Source organism: Streptomyces sp. NPDC030838 (assembly GCF_055572035.1).
Map to the genome: position 1 here is coordinate 1,182,288 of NZ_JBVIED010000001.1, position 15,504 is coordinate 1,197,791.

At 73.7% G+C, this 15,504-nt stretch carries 13 protein-coding genes; 7 read left to right on the forward strand and 6 right to left on the reverse strand.

Annotation, left to right across the window (positions count from 1 at the left end):
• Window positions 1-96: 96 nt before the first annotated feature.
• Window positions 97-2,775, reverse strand: coding sequence for an ATP-binding protein (locus ACZ42A_RS05355; protein ID WP_468525779.1), 2,679 nt, complete (start codon window positions 2,773-2,775; stop codon window positions 97-99).
• Window positions 2,776-2,981: 206 nt separating this feature from the next.
• On the opposite strand from ACZ42A_RS05355, the gene ACZ42A_RS05360 reads away from it, so the two are divergent.
• The 3 genes from ACZ42A_RS05360 (at window position 2,982) to ACZ42A_RS05370 (ending at window position 6,607) form a co-directional block, all read left to right on the forward strand.
• A complete protein-coding gene (locus tag ACZ42A_RS05360; protein ID WP_468525780.1) occupies window positions 2,982-4,268 on the forward strand; it encodes an MFS transporter in 1,287 nt (428 codons plus the stop codon).
• A 4-nt stretch (window positions 4,269-4,272) separates the two neighbouring features.
• The gene (locus ACZ42A_RS05365) at window positions 4,273-5,427 is read left to right on the forward strand and encodes an anhydro-N-acetylmuramic acid kinase (RefSeq protein ID WP_468525781.1); all 1,155 of its coding nucleotides are present in this window, start codon (window positions 4,273-4,275) and stop codon (window positions 5,425-5,427) included.
• An 88-nt stretch (window positions 5,428-5,515) separates the two neighbouring features.
• A complete protein-coding gene (locus ACZ42A_RS05370) occupies window positions 5,516-6,607 on the forward strand; it encodes a DUF2510 domain-containing protein (protein ID WP_468525782.1) in 1,092 nt (363 codons plus the stop codon).
• 151 nt (window positions 6,608-6,758) lie between these two features.
• Here the strand turns inward: ACZ42A_RS05370 and ACZ42A_RS05375 are convergent, their stop codons facing one another.
• On the reverse strand, window positions 6,759-7,373 hold the full coding sequence (locus tag ACZ42A_RS05375; RefSeq protein WP_468525783.1) for a TetR/AcrR family transcriptional regulator: 615 nt from the start codon (window positions 7,371-7,373) through the stop codon (window positions 6,759-6,761).
• Window positions 7,374-7,590: 217 nt separating this feature from the next.
• On the opposite strand from ACZ42A_RS05375, the gene ACZ42A_RS05380 reads away from it, so the two are divergent.
• Window positions 7,591-8,457 (forward strand): phosphatase PAP2 family protein, encoded by an 867-nt coding sequence (locus tag ACZ42A_RS05380; RefSeq protein WP_468525784.1) that lies wholly within the window; start codon window positions 7,591-7,593, stop codon window positions 8,455-8,457.
• On the forward strand, window positions 8,454-9,410 hold the full coding sequence (locus tag ACZ42A_RS05385; RefSeq protein WP_468525785.1) for a DMT family protein: 957 nt from the start codon (window positions 8,454-8,456) through the stop codon (window positions 9,408-9,410). Before ACZ42A_RS05380 ends, ACZ42A_RS05385 begins: the two co-directional genes overlap by 4 nt.
• A gap of 4 nt (window positions 9,411-9,414) precedes the next feature.
• On the opposite strand, the gene ACZ42A_RS05390 is transcribed toward ACZ42A_RS05385, so the two are convergent.
• Together ACZ42A_RS05390 and ACZ42A_RS05395 are read right to left on the reverse strand one after the other, a co-directional pair.
• Window positions 9,415-11,466, reverse strand: coding sequence for a phosphocholine-specific phospholipase C (locus ACZ42A_RS05390; RefSeq protein WP_468525786.1), 2,052 nt, complete (start codon window positions 11,464-11,466; stop codon window positions 9,415-9,417).
• Between the two features lie 302 nt (window positions 11,467-11,768).
• Window positions 11,769-12,440 (reverse strand): MmyB family transcriptional regulator, encoded by a 672-nt coding sequence (locus ACZ42A_RS05395; RefSeq protein ID WP_468525787.1) that lies wholly within the window; start codon window positions 12,438-12,440, stop codon window positions 11,769-11,771.
• Window positions 12,441-12,663: 223 nt separating this feature from the next.
• Here ACZ42A_RS05395 and ACZ42A_RS05400 point away from each other — a divergent pair, with 223 nt between their 5' ends.
• Together ACZ42A_RS05400 and ACZ42A_RS05405 are read left to right on the forward strand one after the other, a co-directional pair.
• The gene (locus ACZ42A_RS05400; RefSeq protein WP_468525788.1) at window positions 12,664-13,323 is read left to right on the forward strand and encodes a helix-turn-helix domain-containing protein; all 660 of its coding nucleotides are present in this window, start codon (window positions 12,664-12,666) and stop codon (window positions 13,321-13,323) included.
• A gap of 268 nt (window positions 13,324-13,591) precedes the next feature.
• Window positions 13,592-13,828: a hypothetical protein gene (locus ACZ42A_RS05405; RefSeq protein WP_468525789.1), complete on the forward strand. Its 237-nt coding sequence runs from the start codon at window positions 13,592-13,594 to the stop codon at window positions 13,826-13,828.
• Between the two features lie 68 nt (window positions 13,829-13,896).
• Here the strand turns inward: ACZ42A_RS05405 and ACZ42A_RS05410 are convergent, their stop codons facing one another.
• Window positions 13,897-14,577 (reverse strand): 4'-phosphopantetheinyl transferase family protein, encoded by a 681-nt coding sequence (locus ACZ42A_RS05410; protein WP_468525790.1) that lies wholly within the window; start codon window positions 14,575-14,577, stop codon window positions 13,897-13,899.
• 5 nt (window positions 14,578-14,582) lie between these two features.
• Entirely contained in the window at window positions 14,583-15,434 is an 852-nt protein-coding gene (locus ACZ42A_RS05415; RefSeq protein ID WP_468525791.1) for a metallophosphoesterase family protein, read from the reverse strand.
• Between the last annotated feature and the right edge of the window lie 70 nt (window positions 15,435-15,504).

Sequence of the window (15,504 nt, forward strand, 5' to 3'; positions counted from 1 at the left end):
TTCTGCCCACGCGCTGAGCGAGCCGCTCACGCACCCCGGCTCGCGCCCACGGGCCGTGCCGGGCGGCGGCCGCGCGCAGGCGGTCGGTGCGTCCCGCTACCCGGCCAGCGCCGCCAGGGCCTGTTCCGCCTGGGCCACCAGGCCGTCCGCGCCGCAGGATCGTGCCAGTGTCAGGCCCCGGTTGAGCTCCGCGACGGAGCGGGCGGCGAGGCCGTGTTCGATGCGGGCCGCGGCGTGCTCGTACTGGCAGGGCGATGCCTCCAGGTAGGTGACGGCCTGGGCGGCCAGGCGGACCTGGCGCTGGCCGGTCTCCAGGGCGGCGGCGCAGCGCAGGGCCTCGCCGATGGCGGTGTCGGTGCCGAACCGCTCGGCCTGGCGGCGGGCGTCGGCGGCGAGCCGGGCCGCGCGGGCCGGGTCCTGCACGGCGAGCGCGCGGGCGAGGTCGACGGTCCAGGGCGCCAGCACCGGGTTGTGACCGCCGCGCGCGGCGGCGGCCTTCTCGGCGGCCTCCAGTTCGTTGACGCCCTCCTCGACGCGGCCCACGGCGAGCAGCAGCCGGCCGCGGACGGAGCGGGTGTCGGGGAGCACGATGGTCGACGGGTAGGGCGGGGCGAAGCCGTACTGCTCGGCGACCGTCCAGGCCTCCTCCACATGCCCGCGGGCGAGCAGGGTGTCGACCAGTCCGCAGGTCGCCGACCAGTACAGGGGCAGTCCGCGGCCGACGCGTTCGGCGATGCGCAGCGACTCGCGCAGCACCTGCTCGGCGTCCTTGAGGCGGCCCTGCCTACGGAAGGCGAGCCCGAGGAAGGCGTGGGCGAGGGCGAGGTGGCCGCCGCTCCAGCCGGCCGAGGTGTAGGTGCGCAGGGCCTCGGCGAACAGGTTCTCGGCACGGTCGAGCCGGTCGGTGTAGGCGTAGGAGCTGCCGAGCATCATCAGCAGCTCGACGCCCCACTCGGTGTCGGTCCAGCCGAGGCCGGGGGCGAGGCGGCCGTTGACGAGGGCGCGGTCGCAGACCTCGACGACCTCCTCGGCGTTCTCGCCGTGCGTCATGGCGTCGAAGCCGCGCAGGATGAGCAGGGCCCGCTCGGAGTTGTCGCGGCCGGCGCAGGCACGGGCGAGTTCGGCGAGCCGTTCGGAGCGTCCGGGGGTGGCCGCCTCACCGGCGTAGATCCCCTCCCACATGTACTGCACGGCCCGCAGCCGCATCCGCGCGGGTCCCTCCTCGTGCCGGGCGGCCTCCGCCTCGACGGTGCGTACGGCCTGTTCCAGCTGGTCGTTGTGGAGCAGGGCCTGGGAGAGGCGGAAGACGGCGTCGACGCGTTCGGCGCCGTCGAGGCCGGGCAGGGCGAGTGCGGTCCGGAGGTGGTCGACGGTCTTGGCGGGCGCGGTGAGCAGGGTGGCACAGCCCAGTTCGTAGTGGACGTGCGCCTGCACCTCGGGCCGGGGCGGTTCCTGGAGGGCGCGTTCCAGGCACTGGCGGGCCGCGTCGGGCGCGCCGACGGCGAGATGGTCGCGGGCGGCCTCGCGCAGCTGGTCGACGAGTTCGGCGTCGTCGTCGGGGTGCACCTGGAGCAGGTGCCGGGAGGCGGCCGCCGCGCCGAGCCCGAGGTCGGTGACGATCCGGGCCGCGATGCCGTGCATGGCGCGGCGCAGCGCGTCGGGGATGGAGTGGTAGACGGCGGTGGCGATCAGCGGGTGGACGAACTCCAGGTCGCCGTCGGACGCCTGGGCGGCGGCCGGGTCGGGCGCGGTGAGGATGCGGGCGGTGGTCAGCAGCCCGGCGCAGCGCTCGGCCTGCTCGTGGCTCATGGTGGTGAGCCGGGCCACCAGGTCGACGGTGATGCCGGTGCCGAGGATGGCGGCGGCCCAGGCGAACCGGGTGGCGTCGATACCGAGCCCTTCGAGGCGGGCGACGAGGCCGCCGCCACGGGCCGAGCGGTTGAGGGCGCGCAGTTCGCCGGCCGAGTTCTCGGTGGGCTCCAGCTCGCTGTCGTGCACCTTGGCGAGGAGTTCGACCGTGTCGTACGGGTTCCCGGCGGTGACCGCCCAGACCTCGCGGCAGAACGGTCCGTCGGCGTGCGCGCCGACGGTGGCGCGGGTCAGTCCGGCCACGGCGTCCGGGGTGAGCGCGCTGAGCGTGGAGACGGATTCGGCGGCCGCCGCGGCGATCGCGTCGAGGTGGCGGGCGCGGGCGCCGGTGGCCTCGCCGGGGCGGCGGGCCACCACGACCAGAACGGACAGGTCGTGCAGCCGTTCGGCGAACGCGGCGAGCCAGCGCAGGGTCTCCTGGTCGGCCCAGTGGGCGTCGTCGACCAGCAGCACCAGCGGCCAGTCCCGCCGGGCCAGCCGGCGCACGGCGGCGACCAGGCCGTCGCACACGCCCTGCGGGTCGGCCTGGCGTTCGGCGGGGTCCGCTATGCCGAGGGCGGGTCCGGCGACGTCGTACCAGTCGCCGAGGTACTCGCGGGCCTCCTCGGGCAGCATCGTCACCAGCGCGGGCTGCAGCAACTGCCGTACGACGTTGTAGGGAACGGATCCGAGGGTCTCGCCGCCGCGCGCCGACCACACCGTGCAGCCGCGCTCCTCCGCGATCCGGCGGGTCTCCGCGAGCAGCGCGGTCTTGCCGAGTCCGGCCTCGCCGCGGAAGACCAGCAGGCTGCCGGAGGACGACCGGTCCGCGCACAGGGCGTCGACGGCCCGCCGGATGGCGTCGACCTCCCGGTCGCGCTCCCACAGGGAAGCCGAGGCGGCCGCCGTGGGCCGTACCTCCGTCATCCCGCTACCTCCCCAAGTCGCCCGAACGACGTACAGGGCGAGCGTAGCCGTCCCGGCCCCCCGGTGGTGGAGGGTCGGACGACCTCTTGCCGCCAAGGGTGACAGCCGGTATGCCGGGGCGACGCGGCGGATGGTTCCGATCGGCATTCGGCTGCTCCGGTGAAAGTGATTGACAGTCACATACGTGTCTGTCAAGGCTGGTTCGCATGGCCGAGGCACCGTCACGGTCCCGCCGGGCGCTGATCGCGGGCTCGGTGGGCAACTTCATCGAGTGGTACGAGTTCGGCGTCTACGGCTACTTCGCCACGGTCATCGCGGCACGCTTCTTCACCCCGGAGGGCGGCAGCGAGATCGAGGGCCTGGTGCGGACGTACGCCTCGTTCGCGCTGGCGTTCTTCTTCCGGCCGGTCGGCGCGGCCCTGTTCGGGCGGCTCGGCGACCGGATCGGGCGGCGGCCGGTGCTGATCCTGGTCATCGTGCTGATGACGGCCGCGACGACGCTGATCGGGGCGCTGCCGACGTACGACACGGCCGGTGCGCTCGCGCCCTGGCTGCTCACGTTCCTGAGGGTGCTTCAGGGTCTGTCGGCGGGCGGCGAGTTCGGCGGTGCGGTGTCGGTGATGACGGAGTTTGCGCCGCCGGGGCGGCGCGGGCTGTACGGGGCGTGGCAGTCGTTCACGGTGGCGCTCGGCCTGCTGGGCGGGGCGGGCGTGGCCGCGCTGCTCGCCACCGTGCTGAGCGAGGCGCAGCTCGGGGCGTGGGGGTGGCGGCTGCCGTTCCTGCTGGCGCTGCCGATGGGCCTGGGCGCGCTGTGGCTGCGCCTGCGGCTGGACGAGACCCCGGCGTTCCGGGCGGAGGGCGACGGCACGGTGGTCCGGCCGCCCGGGCGGGAGGTCGTGCGGGCGATCGCGCTCGGCGCGGGACGGATCATGGGCTGGGCGGCCGCCGGGTACACCTTCCTCGTGGTCCTCCCCTCCTATCTGCAGAGCACCCTCGACACGAGCTTCCAGCAGGCGCTGATCGCCACGGTCCTGGCCAATCTGGGCTTCGCGGCGGCGATCCTCCCGGCGGGCGCGCTCAGCGACCGGGTCGGCCGGCGGGCGGTGATGCTGACCGGCGCGCTGCTCGTGGTCGTCCTCGCGCTGCCGCTGCTGAACCTCCTCCAGGCCCCGGGGGTGTCGCAGGCCGCGAAGGGCGTGGCGGTGTGCGCGGCGGGCGCTGTGGTGGGGCTGATGGCGGGGCCGGGTCCGGCACTGCTGGCGGAGATGTTCCCGACGACCGTGCGCTACACCGGCCTGGGCCTCGCCTACGCCCTGTCCAACGCGGTGTTCTCCGGCTGCGCCGGCCTCGTCATCACCGAGACGGTGGAACGCACCGGGAACGTGGACATCCCCGCCTACTACGCGGCGGCGGCCTGCGCGGTCAGCGCGCTCGCGCTGGCGGTGACGGTGACAGGGGCGCCGGTGCGGGCTCCGGCGAGGGAGGCGCGGTGATCGTATGCGGGTGATCGGGCTGATGTCCGGCACGTCCTACGACGCGATCGACGCGGCGGCGGCCGACCTGCGCCTCGTCGACGACCGTCTCGTGCTGAAGCCGCTCGGCATGGTGAGCGAGCGGTACGACGCGGAGCTGCGGGCGGCGCTCGCGGCGGCGCTGCCGCCGGGGACCTGTTCGCCGGCCGAGGTGTGCCGGCTGGACACCCGGATCGGGCAGGCCTTCGCGGCGGCGGCCGTCCGCGCGGACCGCGAACTGTGCGCCGGGCGAGCCGAGTTGGTGGCCTCGCACGGTCAGACCGTGTACCACTGGGCCGAGGCGGGGCGGGTGCACGGCACCCTCCAGCTCGGGCAGCCCGCGTGGATCGCGGAGGCCACCGGGCTGCCGGTGGTCGCCGACTTCCGGCCGCGGGACATCGCCGCCGGCGGCCAGGGCGCCCCACTGGTCAGCCTGGTCGACCTGCTGTGGCTGCGCGGCCGGCCGGGCACCCCGGTCGCCCTCAACATCGGCGGCATCGCCAACCTCACCGCGCCCGACGGCACCGCCTTCGACACCGGGCCGGGGTGCGCGCTGCTCGACGCGGCGGTCCGGGAGCTGGGCGACGGGCACCTGTCCTACGACGCGGACGGCGCCCTCGCGGCCCGTGGCACCGTCCGTCCGGAGCTGCTGCGGCGGCTGCTGGCGGAGCCGTACTACGCGCTGCCACCGCCCAAGACCACCGGCAAGGAGCTGTTCCACGCCGGCCATCTGCGCCGGGCACTGTCCGGGCTCGGCCCGCTGCCCGCCGAGGACGTCCTCGCCACGCTGACCCGGCTCACCGCCGAGACGGTCGCCGACGGCGTGCGCCGGGCCGGCGGCACGGAGGTGATCGCCTCCGGCGGCGGCACCCGCAATCCGGTGCTGATGCGGATGCTGCGCGAACGGCTGGCGGGGGTGCCGGTGCGCACCTCGGACGACCTGGGGCTGCCCTCGGACGCGAAGGAGGCGTACGCCTTCGCCGTCCTCGGTTTCCTGACCGTGCACGGACTGCCAGGCACCGTCCCGGCGAGCACCGGCGCCCGCCATCCGAGCATCCTGGGCTCGGTGACGCCGGGCCGGCACGGGCTGCGGCTGCCGGCGCCGGAGCGGCGCGCTCCGGAGCGACTGACGGTCGAGTGAGCGGTACGTGACGGTGTGTCCGTTATCGGCGGTGAACGGTCGGGATCCCTCTCATCCGGCTTTCACCGTCGCCTCATACGGTGGGGTCATGACGCAGGTGACTCCTCCCGGGTGGTACCCCGACCCCGGGCAGACAAGTGACGGTCCCGCCACCGAGCGCTGGTGGGACGGCAAGGCATGGACGGACCAGACCCGTCCCGCGGGGTCGGCCGCCGCCTGGGGTCCGCCGACGCCCGGCCAGCCGGGTCAGCCCGGTCTGCCCGGTCAGCCAGGTCTGCTCGGCCAGCCGGGTCAGCTCGGCCAGCCGGGTCAGCTCGGTCAGCCCGGAGACACGGGGCAGCCCGTAGACGCGGGGCAGGCCGGCCACCCCGCCTATCCGGGGTATCCGGCGCACCCGGGCTATCCCGGGTATCCGGTGCAGCCGCCGGCCGCGCCGCGCCGGGGTCTGCGGACGGGCATCGCGGTCGCCGTGGCCGCCGCCGTGCTGGCGAGCATCGGCGTCGGGGTGTACGCGCTGACCAAGGACGACGGGGGCGGCGGGGCGAGCCGCGCCGACTCCCAGCAGGGGCCGGACGGCCGGGACGGCGGCTCCGGCGGGCAGGACGACGGCCAGTCGCCCGGTCCGGAGCAGCCGGAGGCGCCGGAGGTGGAGGGCGGCGGCCGGGTGTCCGACCTCGCCAACGGGATCAGCATCCAGGTGCCGGAGGGCTGGACCGGGCAGGCGATGAGCGTGGGCGCGCAGCTGGCGTCCGACGACACCTACCCCTGCCCCGGCGAGACCTCCAAGACCTGCACCAAGGGCGGCGCGTACTCGGCGCCCGCCGAGCTGCTGGGCACCAAGGGCGGCACAGCGGAGGCGGTCGCGAAGGCGGACATCGCGGAGAACGCCGAGGAGTCCTACGGCGGCGCCTCCTACGGGGAGATCACCTCCCACCAGGTGCTCGCCTCCAAGGCGGTCACCGTGGCCGGGCAGAAGGGCTATCTGGTCCGCTGGAAGGCGGTCACCAGCAAGGGCGCCGACGGCTACGTGCAGTCGCTCGCCTTCCCGTCCCCGGTCGACGCCGGCCGGATGGTCGTGCTGCGCCTCGGCGTGGACGCCGATCAGAAGGTGTCCCTCCTCGACGAGCTCACCCAGAGCATCAAGGCCGGCCCCGGCGGCGGCAACGGGCAGGACGTCTGAGTCGTCCGCACCGAGCAGTCGGCCGGGTGGGGTGCCTCTCCGCTCCAGAGGAACCCCACCCGGCCGGGGGTGCGCGCCGCCCCCGTCCCCACGGTGCGGCGCGGTCAGACCGGCCGTCCAGTCATCCCGTGGACGGCGCGGCCTGGGTCTTTCAGGTGAGGCCGAGTGCCGGCAGCACGGCGGCCTCCACGAACCGGAGCAGGTAGTCCGGATCGGCGTACTCGCCCTCCAGGACGGGCCTGACCCGCAGGACGCCGAACATCTGCGCGGGGACGAACGGCAGCGCCGGATGGCCGGCGGGCACCTCGCCCCGCTCGACGCCCCGCCGCAGGATCTCCTCCAGCGCGGCGATCTCCGGCTCGATCAGCGCCTCGCGCAGCGCGCAGGCCAGCTCCTTGTCCTGCAGGACGGCGTGCCCGAGCGCCTGGTGCAGCTTGGTGTCCTGCGCCGACCACGCGGCGGCGCAGCGGGCGACCTCGCGCAGGTCCCCGGCGAGCGAGCCGGTGTCGATGCCGGCGAACCGCACCCTCCGGTTGGAGCGCAGGGCCGCCGCGACGAACTGCGGTTTCGTCTTCCACTGCCGGTACAGCGTGGACTTGCTGCAGCGGGTGCTGGCGGCGACGCCCTCCATGGTCACGGCGTCGTAGCCGCACTCGCGGATCTGGTCCAGGACGGCGTCGAAGAACTCCTGCTCGCGTTCGGGCGTGAGTTTGGAGCGGCGCGAGGCGACGACCGTCTCCGGTCGGTCCGCGGCCTGCGACGTCATCGGCTCTTCTCCCTGACTCGAGCGAGGTTCGAGGGGTTTCCCGTGCGGTTTCCGTGGGCTCCGACCCTCTTCGATACGCCAGTGTACCGGTACTGGAGCGTATCGGTACACTGGCGTATCGGTACGCGGCCGTATCGATAAGATGGCCGCCCGCGTATCCGGAGCCACATGTTCCGCACGATCACCCACGCACCACCGTCACCGAAAGGGCCGGGGGATGAATGCCCGCACCGAGCCTGCCGAAGCGGAGTCCGACGCGATAGCCCGGCCGCCGCTCGTCCGTGAGTTCCTGCTCGTCGCGGGGCTCTTCCTCGTCTACAAACTCGGCCGCCGGCTGGCGACCGGCCACACCGGCGAGGCGTTCCGCAACGCGGATCGCGTGTGGGACTGGGAACGAGCGCTCCCTCTGCCCGGCGAGGGCGCGGTGCAGTCGCTGCTGCTGCACGGCGACACCCTCGTGCGGATCGCGAACACCTACTACGCGACCGTGCACTTCCCGGCCACGGCCGCCTTCCTCGTCTGGCTCTTTCTGCGCCGGCCCGGGCACTACGTCTGGGCCCGCCGGGCGCTGGCCGCGGTGACCGCCGCCGCGCTGGTGCTGCATCTCACGTTCCCGCTCGCGCCGCCGCGGATGCTCGCGGCGGCCGGACTGGTCGACACCGGGCGGGTGTACGGACCGTCGGTGTACGGGCCGCCCTCGACCGACACCCTCTCCAACCAGTTCGCGGCGATGCCCTCGCTGCACTTCGGCTGGGCGCTGATGGTGGCGATCGGCCTGATCGCCGCGACCCGGTCGCGGTGGCGGTGGCTGTGGCTGCTGCACCCGCTGCTGACCCTGCTGGTGATCGTGGGCACGGCGAACCACTACTGGCTCGACTCGCTGGTGGCCGGAGTGCTGCTCGTCCTCGCCCTCGCCGTGCTCCGGCCGCCGCGCGGGGGCGGGCCGGCCCGGGCCGACGATCCCCTCGCGGCCGAGGGCGGACGGACGGCGCGCACCCGCGCGCTCCGTCCCGCCCGGGAGTCGGCGGACCCGCTCGACTCCGCTCCCACAGAGAAGGCCGCGCTGGTGGAGGCGGGCCGATGAGCGCCACCGCCCTCGCGCTCGTCCTGTCGGTGTTCTCCGCCGTCGCCTACGCCGCCGCCGCGGTGGCCCAGGAGCGGCTGGCCGCGCGCACCCCCGGCACCGGCGTGCTGCGGCTGCTCGGCAGCGCCGCGTGGTGGGTGGCCGTGGCACTGAACGCCACCGGCGCGCTGCTGCACGTCGTCGCCCTGAAGTACGGTCCGCTGACCGTGGTGCAGCCCCTGGGGGCGCTCACCCTCGTCGCGGCGGTGCCGCTGGGCGCGCGGATCGCCGGGCGGCGGGTCAGCGCGGCCGAGTGGCGGGGCACCGCGTTCACCCTCGTCGGGCTCGCCGCGGTGCTCGTCACGGCGTCCGGCCCCGCGCCCGACGACGTGCTCAGCGTCCCCGAGGCGCTGGCGGTCTCGGGCGTCACCGCCGTGCTGATCGGCCTGCTCGCCCGGCCCGGCGCCCGGCCCGGTCTGCGGCACGCCACCGCCTCCGGGATCGCCTCGGGTGTCGCCTCCGCGCTCACCCAGACGGTGACGGTCGCCGCCACGGATCAGTCCGGGCCGGTGTTCGACGTCCAGGTGATCGCCGTGGCGCTGCTCGTCGCGGCGTTCGCGACCGGCGGGCTGCTGCTGTCGCAGACCGGCTACCGGGGCGGCCTGGGCGCACCGCTGGCGATGGTGACCCTGGCCAACCCGGTGGCCGCCGCGGTGATCGGCCTCTCCCTGCTCGGCGAACGCCTCCGAGGCGGACCCGCGGGGGTGCTGCTGGCGCTGGCGGGGGCCGCGCTGGCGTCGTGGGGCGTGGTCCTGCTGGCGCGTACGACACCCACGGCGCCGCAGCCGGTGTCAGCTACGACACCCCAGCCGGCCAGCGCGCCCGAGCCGGACCTGCCCGCCGTACCCCTGACCGAGCCGCCGCTGGTGCCCCGGCAGCCGCGGCCGGATCCGGGGCACCTGACTCCGCTGTGAGCGGTTACTCGGTGACGATCGCCGGGTCGCTCACCCCGGGCTGCCCGTTCTCCACGTGCCCGGCGAAGCGCCGCAGGAACGCCGGGTCGGCGTCGGAGGTGACCGTCAGGTCGTACCAGCGCCGGCTCGCCGCCAGGTCGACGGTGTGCCGGACGACCGCGCCGGGCCGCACCTGGAGGGTCTGCGTGGTACCGGCGTAGCCGTCGGCGAGCTTGAGCCGGACCGTGCCGGAGCCCTTGTTGGTGAAGGTCAGCTCGACGTCGTCGCCGGTGTGCCGGGCGGTCGCCTCGGGACCGGCCACCTTGTTGCGGCCCTTGAAGACCCGCAGGAAGCCGTTGGGCCCGTGCACGGTCAGGTCGTACGCACCCTTGGAGTACACCGAGTTCCAGGTGTCGGAGATGCTCTTGCCGGCCTCGGTGGTGTAGGTCCACGGGCCGTCGGTGCGGTTGCCGGAGGTGACCAGGAAGGCGGCCCCCGCCCTCGCCCCCGAGGCGAAGGTGAGGGTGAACTTCCCCGCCGCCGTGTCCGCCGAGCCGTCCACCAGCGGTGCGTACTTCAGCGGGCGGGCCGGGCGCAGACCGGGCTCCTGCCGGGGCATGTCGGGGTGCGCCGGCGGCGTCGGCCGGTAGTCGGGGTGGCGTTCGCGGTCCGGCGGCTCGTAGCCGTCGGTGCCGGGCAGCGTGGCGGGCTCGCTGTCCTTGCGGGAGAAGTCGAACGCGGCGGTGAGATCACCGCAGATCGCGCGCCGCCAGGGCGAGATGTTCGGCTCGTGGACGCCGAAGCGGCGCTCCATGAACCGGATGATGGAGGTGTGGTCGAGGGTCTCGGAGCAGACCCAGCCGCCCTTGCTCCACGGCGAGACGACCAGCATGGGCACGCGCGGCCCGAGGCCGTAGGGGCCGGCGGGGCGCCTGCTGTCGCCCGGGTAGAGGTCGAGGGAGACGTCGACCGTGGACCTCCCGCGGGAGGCGTCCTTCGGCGGGAGCGGCGGGACCACGTGGTCGAAGAAGCCGTCGTTCTCGTCGTACGTGATGAACAGGGCCGTCTTCGCCCAGACCGCCGGGTTGGAGGTGAGCGCGTCCAGGACCTGCGCGATGTACCAGGCGCCGTAGTTGGACGGCCAGTTGGAGTGCTCGGAGAAGGCCTCGGGGGCGGCGATCCAGGAGATCTGCGGCAGGGTGCCCGCCTGGACGTCGGCGCGCAGCCGGTCGAAGTAGCCGTCGCCGTTCTTGACGTCGGTGCCGGTGCGGGCCTTGTCGTAGAGCGGGTCGCCGGGCTGGGCGCCTCGGTAGCTGTTGAAGTACAGCAGGGAGTTGTCGCCGTAGTTGCCGCGGTAGGCATCCTCGATCCAGCCCCAGTGGCCGGCCGCGTCGAGGCCGTCGCCGATGTCCTGGTAGATCTTCCAGGAGATGCCGGCCTTCTCCAGGCGCTCGGGGTAGGTCGTCCAGCCGTAGCCCAGCTCGTCGTTGCCGAGGACGGGGCCGCCTCCGGTGCCGTCGTTGCCCGTGTAGCCGCTCCACATGTAGTAGCGGTTCGGGTCGGTGGAGCCGATGAACGAGCAGTGGTAGGCGTCGCAGACGGTGAAGGCGTCGGCGAGGGCGTAGTGGAACGGAATGTCCTCGCGGGTCAGGTACGCCATGGTCGTGGTGCCCTTGGCGGGGATCCACTTGTCGTACTTGCCGCCGTTGTAGGCCTGCTGGCCGTCGGTCCAGCCGTGCGGCAGGCCCTCCAGGAACTGCATGCCGAGGTCGTCGGCGTCCGGGTGGAAGGGCAGCACCTCCTTGCCGCCGTCCTGCTGGTGCCAGACCGGCTTGCCGCTGGGCAGGGTGACCGGGCGGGGGTCGCCGAAGCCGCGGACGCCGCGCAGTTTCCCGAAGTAGTGGTCGAAGGAACGGTTCTCCTGCATCAGCACGACGATGTGCTCGACGTCCTCGATCGTCCCCGAGCGGCGGTTGGCCGGGAGGGCGGCGGCCCGCTCGATGCTGCTGGCGAGCGCGCTGAACGCCGTGGTGGCGCCCGCTATCTGAAGGAATCTGCGCCGGTTGACTTCGGGCATGGGTGGGGGACCTCTCGTCCTGACGTTGTTCGACCAGCCGGATGGACTTGACGGAATGTGCGCGGAAGGAGTGTTCCAAGAGCACCAAACGTCAGGGAAGGGTGTGGTGGCGCGCATGTGAAAGTCGTGGGTACGTGAGGTGTGTTTCCAGCCGGACCGGAACGGGACCGGAGAACGGGCCACGCCGAAGGGGACGGCCACGCCGAAGGGGACGGGCCACGCGAAGGGGACGGGCCACGCCGAGAAGGAGAGCCCGGTCCGACCGTGGCGCCGTCGGCGACCTGAACGCCGACGGTGCCCGGTCAGACCTCGGGGGCGGGGACCACGCTGAGGTGGCCCGCCGCGCGGCGGGCGCGGGCGCGCCGGCGCGGGGCGGACGCGGCGCGGCGCGGCTCGCGCAGCACCAGCGTCAGCCGGGTATAGCCCAGATTCTGCAGGGTCTTGGGGGTTTCGCCGACGATGCGACAGTCGGTGGCGCCCCAGCGCGGGTCGGGGTGGAGCAGCGGGCGGATCGCGCCGTCGTGCTCGACGGCCTCCTCGCCGACCGCGCGGATCCAGTGCGGCAGGCCGTGCCGGTAGGCGGCCTCCATGATGGGGTCCTGGGCGATCTCCCGGCGGATCGCCTGGAGCCGGGAGTCCTGGTCGTACCGCTCCACGGCGGCGGCGAAGTGCGCCAGCATCGGCAGGCACCAGCGCGACTCGTGCTCGCCGAGGACCGTGCACGCGTCGGGGTGGAACAGGACGAACCTGAGGAAGTTGTCCCACGGCATGGCCGTGGGATGCGGTCCCACGCCCCGGAAAAGTGTCTCGAACGCGTTGTTGGCCAGGACGACGTCCCACCCCTGGTCGACGACGACGGAGGGATGGGGAACGGCCTGGATCAGTGCGGCGTAGTCCTCCAGATACGCCTGGGCCTCGGGACACTCGGGTACGGGCCGCAGCTCGGACCGCTGCCCTCCTGCCTGATACGCCATCGGGAGGTCACCCCTCTTGCCTCTGCGGCCTTCACGCGGCGCCTTGATCCTGAGGCCCCGACGCGAGGCGTGTCAACTATCGTGGCATTTCATGCCTGTTGACGGCTGAAATTGGCCACAGTTGTGGCGAGACCTGGATGTGAGTTCGAACCACCGGCTACTCTCCGGGAAGTTCACGGCAACCAGTTGTGAGAAGCCTGTGAGAGACGTAGGAGACCTGTCGGTGACGGATGGCTACGAGGTTCCGGGCGCCACGGCGACGGCTGTGCTGCCGGCCGTGGTCGCCCGTGTCACCGCGCTCGCCGACCGGCTCGGCGTGCCGCACGCCGAGGTCTTCGACACCGCCCGGCTGTCCGTCGCCTGCGGTGTCCCCGAGCCGGTGGTCAAGGAGCTGCTGCGCGGCCGGCCCGCCGGCGAGCCCGATGTGCAGGCGCGTTTCCTGCAGCGGCTGGACCTGCTGCGGCGCACCCGGCTGAAGCCCAATGGCCGCCGGTACACCCAGCAGGAGATCGCCGACGGGGCCGGCATGTCCCGGCAGCAGGCCGGGGCGCTCATCAACGGCGACCGTCGCCCCACCATGGAGCACTGTGACGCCATCCAGCGCTTCTTCCGGGTGCACGCCGGCTTTCTGACGGCCGAGGACCCCGAGGCCCTGGCGGGCGCCCTGCAACGCACCGAGCAGGAACTGCTCCAGAAGCTCGCCGACCGTGAACGGCAGGCGGCGGCCGCCTCCGCCGACGACCCGCTGGAGCGGCTGCTGCAGGACCACGGCGTGCGCGGGATCGCCTGGCGGGCCGCCCAACTCCCCACCGACCAGCACCGCGACAAGGTCGCCGAATGGCTCGACATGCTCCTGGAGAGCGTCAAGCGGCCCGAGTCGTGATCCGCGGGTGAGCCGGAGCTGACGCGGCGTCACCACTGCCGCTCAAACATCGGAGTGCTCGGGACGTAGACCGTTCGGCCCAGCGTGGAGAGGCTCTCCTGGCTCGTTCCGTCCGGGTCTCGGCTCCGCTGAGCGGGCGAACCGCGTTGGCGCTAGGGCCCATTGTCAGTGGCGGACGGCAAGCTGGAGACACGTCCCGCACCGCGCGGGGCGCGGCGCGCCGTGCGGGCGCGTCACGGGGAGACGCCCAGACGGGGAGAGCCGACCGATGCCCACTGCCGTACTGACCGACCGCGAGCGCACCGCCGTCCAGGCCTATCTGCGTCTGCTCCAGACCGTGCGGGCCGCCCTCGACACCGCGCCCGGCCCGCTCGGGGCGCCCGGACCACCGGTCGTGCCGCCCGCCGTGCTCGCCGAGGCGGAGCAGGCGCTGGCGGACGCGGGCCTGAGCGGCAACGAGGAGGCGTTCTTCCGGCTGCTGCACAGCTGGTGCCCGGACTCCTGACGCCCGGACGCGGGGAGAACGGAGGACGGCGGCACCGCGACGCCGGGTCGCCGTCCCCGCCGCGCCGGTCAGGCGTGCGGCACCGTCACCACCGTCGCGACCAGGCCCTGATGGACGGCCCAGCGGCCCTCGAAGTGGCCGACGCGGCGGTTGCCCAGCAGCGGTCCGGGGACCAGGAGTTCGGCGCGGAACTCGCCGCGTGCCCGGTCGTCGGGGTCGACGGTGATGTCGATGTCCGCCTCGGAGAACTCCAGCCACTTCCCGGTGAGCGGGAACCACGCCTTGTAGACGGACTCCTTCGCGCTGAACAGCAGGCGGTCCCCGTGCAGCTCGGGCAGACCGGCGGCCAGCCGGCGCAGCCGCTCCCGCTCGGCGGGCAGGGCGACGGCCTCCAGCACACCGTCCGGCAGCGGCGCGTGCGGTTCGGCGTCTATGCCGAGGGACGCCAGGTCGGCGGCGCGGACCAGCGCGGCGGCGCAGTAGCCGTCGCAGTGGGTCATGCTGCCGAGCAGCCCGTCGGGCCACTGCGGCGCGCCCCGTTCGCCGGGCAGGATCGCCTGCGGGGGCACGCCCAGCTTCTCCATGGCCCGGCGGGCGCAGGCGCGCACCGTGGCGAACTCGCGGCGCCGTTTGGCCACGGCCAGCGCCACGAACGGCTCCTCCTCGGGGAACAGCGGGGCCTGACCGGCCTCGTCGCTTCCATGGGCCTCGACCGCGACCACCGCGTCGGGCAGCAGTTCCTCGATCACCGGGCTCAGGCCTCCGTCGGAAGGATGCGGCGCGGCCGGCCCGGCGGCTGCGGGCGCTTGCGCCACTCGCGGGGGTACCCCACCGAGACCTCTTCGAAGCGCACGCCCTCGTGCACGGTGGTCCGCGGGATGTGCAGATGGCCGTAGACCATGGTCGCGACCCGGAAGCGGCGGTGCCAGTCGGCGGTCAGCCGGGTGCCGCACCACATGGCGAACTCCGGGTGCCAGAGCACCTCGGTCGGATGCCGGTCCAGCGGCCAGTGGTTGACCAGGACGGTGGGCAGGTCCTCGGGAAGCGCGGCGAGCCGGGCCTCGGTCTCGGCGACCCGGGCCCGGCACCAGTCCTCGCGGGTCGGGTAGGGGTCGGGGTGGAGCATGTACTCGTCGGTGCACACGATGCCGGTCTTGTGCGCGTACGCCAGCCCCTCCTCCTTGGTCACGCAGCCCGCGGGGAGAAAGGAGTAGTCGTAGAGGAGGAACAGCGGGGCGATGGCGACCGGGCCGCCGGGGCCCTCCCAGACGGGGTAGGGGTCCTCGGGGGTGACGACGCCCAGCCGCCGGCACATCTCGACCAGGTGCTCGTAGCGGGCGACGCCGCGCAGGGTGACGGGGTCCGAGGGGTGGGTCCACAGCTCGTGGTTGCCGGGCACCCAGACGACCTTGCGGAAGCGTCCGGCGAGGGTTTCCAGCGCCCACTCGATCGAGGACACCTTCTCCGCGACGTCGCCCGCGACCAGGAGCCAGTCGTCGTCGGTCTCGGGGCGCAGCTTCTCGACCAGCGCCCTGTTCTCCTCGTATCCGATGTGCAGGTCGCTGATGGCCAGCAGCTGCCCGGCACCACCGGCCGTCGATGTCACCTGTCGCCCCCTCGGATCACGCGAACGGCACCACGAGAACACATGTGCGCCACGTCGGGCAAGGGCGACC

What these genes read in the sequence shown, in the direction of transcription:
- ACZ42A_RS05355 (WP_468525779.1), bottom strand. Translation starts at nt 2,775, where the DNA reads ATGACGGAGGTACGGCCCACGGCGGCCGCCTCGGCTTCCCTGTGGGAG.
- ACZ42A_RS05360 (WP_468525780.1), top strand. Translation starts at nt 2,982, where the DNA reads ATGGCCGAGGCACCGTCACGGTCCCGCCGGGCGCTGATCGCGGGCTCG.
- ACZ42A_RS05365 (WP_468525781.1), top strand. Translation starts at nt 4,273, where the DNA reads ATGCGGGTGATCGGGCTGATGTCCGGCACGTCCTACGACGCGATCGAC.
- ACZ42A_RS05370 (WP_468525782.1), top strand. Translation starts at nt 5,516, where the DNA reads ATGACGCAGGTGACTCCTCCCGGGTGGTACCCCGACCCCGGGCAGACA.
- ACZ42A_RS05375 (WP_468525783.1), bottom strand. Translation starts at nt 7,373, where the DNA reads ATGACGTCGCAGGCCGCGGACCGACCGGAGACGGTCGTCGCCTCGCGC.
- ACZ42A_RS05380 (WP_468525784.1), top strand. Translation starts at nt 7,591, where the DNA reads ATGAATGCCCGCACCGAGCCTGCCGAAGCGGAGTCCGACGCGATAGCC.
- ACZ42A_RS05385 (WP_468525785.1), top strand. Translation starts at nt 8,454, where the DNA reads ATGAGCGCCACCGCCCTCGCGCTCGTCCTGTCGGTGTTCTCCGCCGTC.
- ACZ42A_RS05390 (WP_468525786.1), bottom strand. Translation starts at nt 11,466, where the DNA reads ATGCCCGAAGTCAACCGGCGCAGATTCCTTCAGATAGCGGGCGCCACC.
- ACZ42A_RS05395 (WP_468525787.1), bottom strand. Translation starts at nt 12,440, where the DNA reads ATGGCGTATCAGGCAGGAGGGCAGCGGTCCGAGCTGCGGCCCGTACCC.
- ACZ42A_RS05405 (WP_468525789.1), top strand. Translation starts at nt 13,592, where the DNA reads ATGCCCACTGCCGTACTGACCGACCGCGAGCGCACCGCCGTCCAGGCC.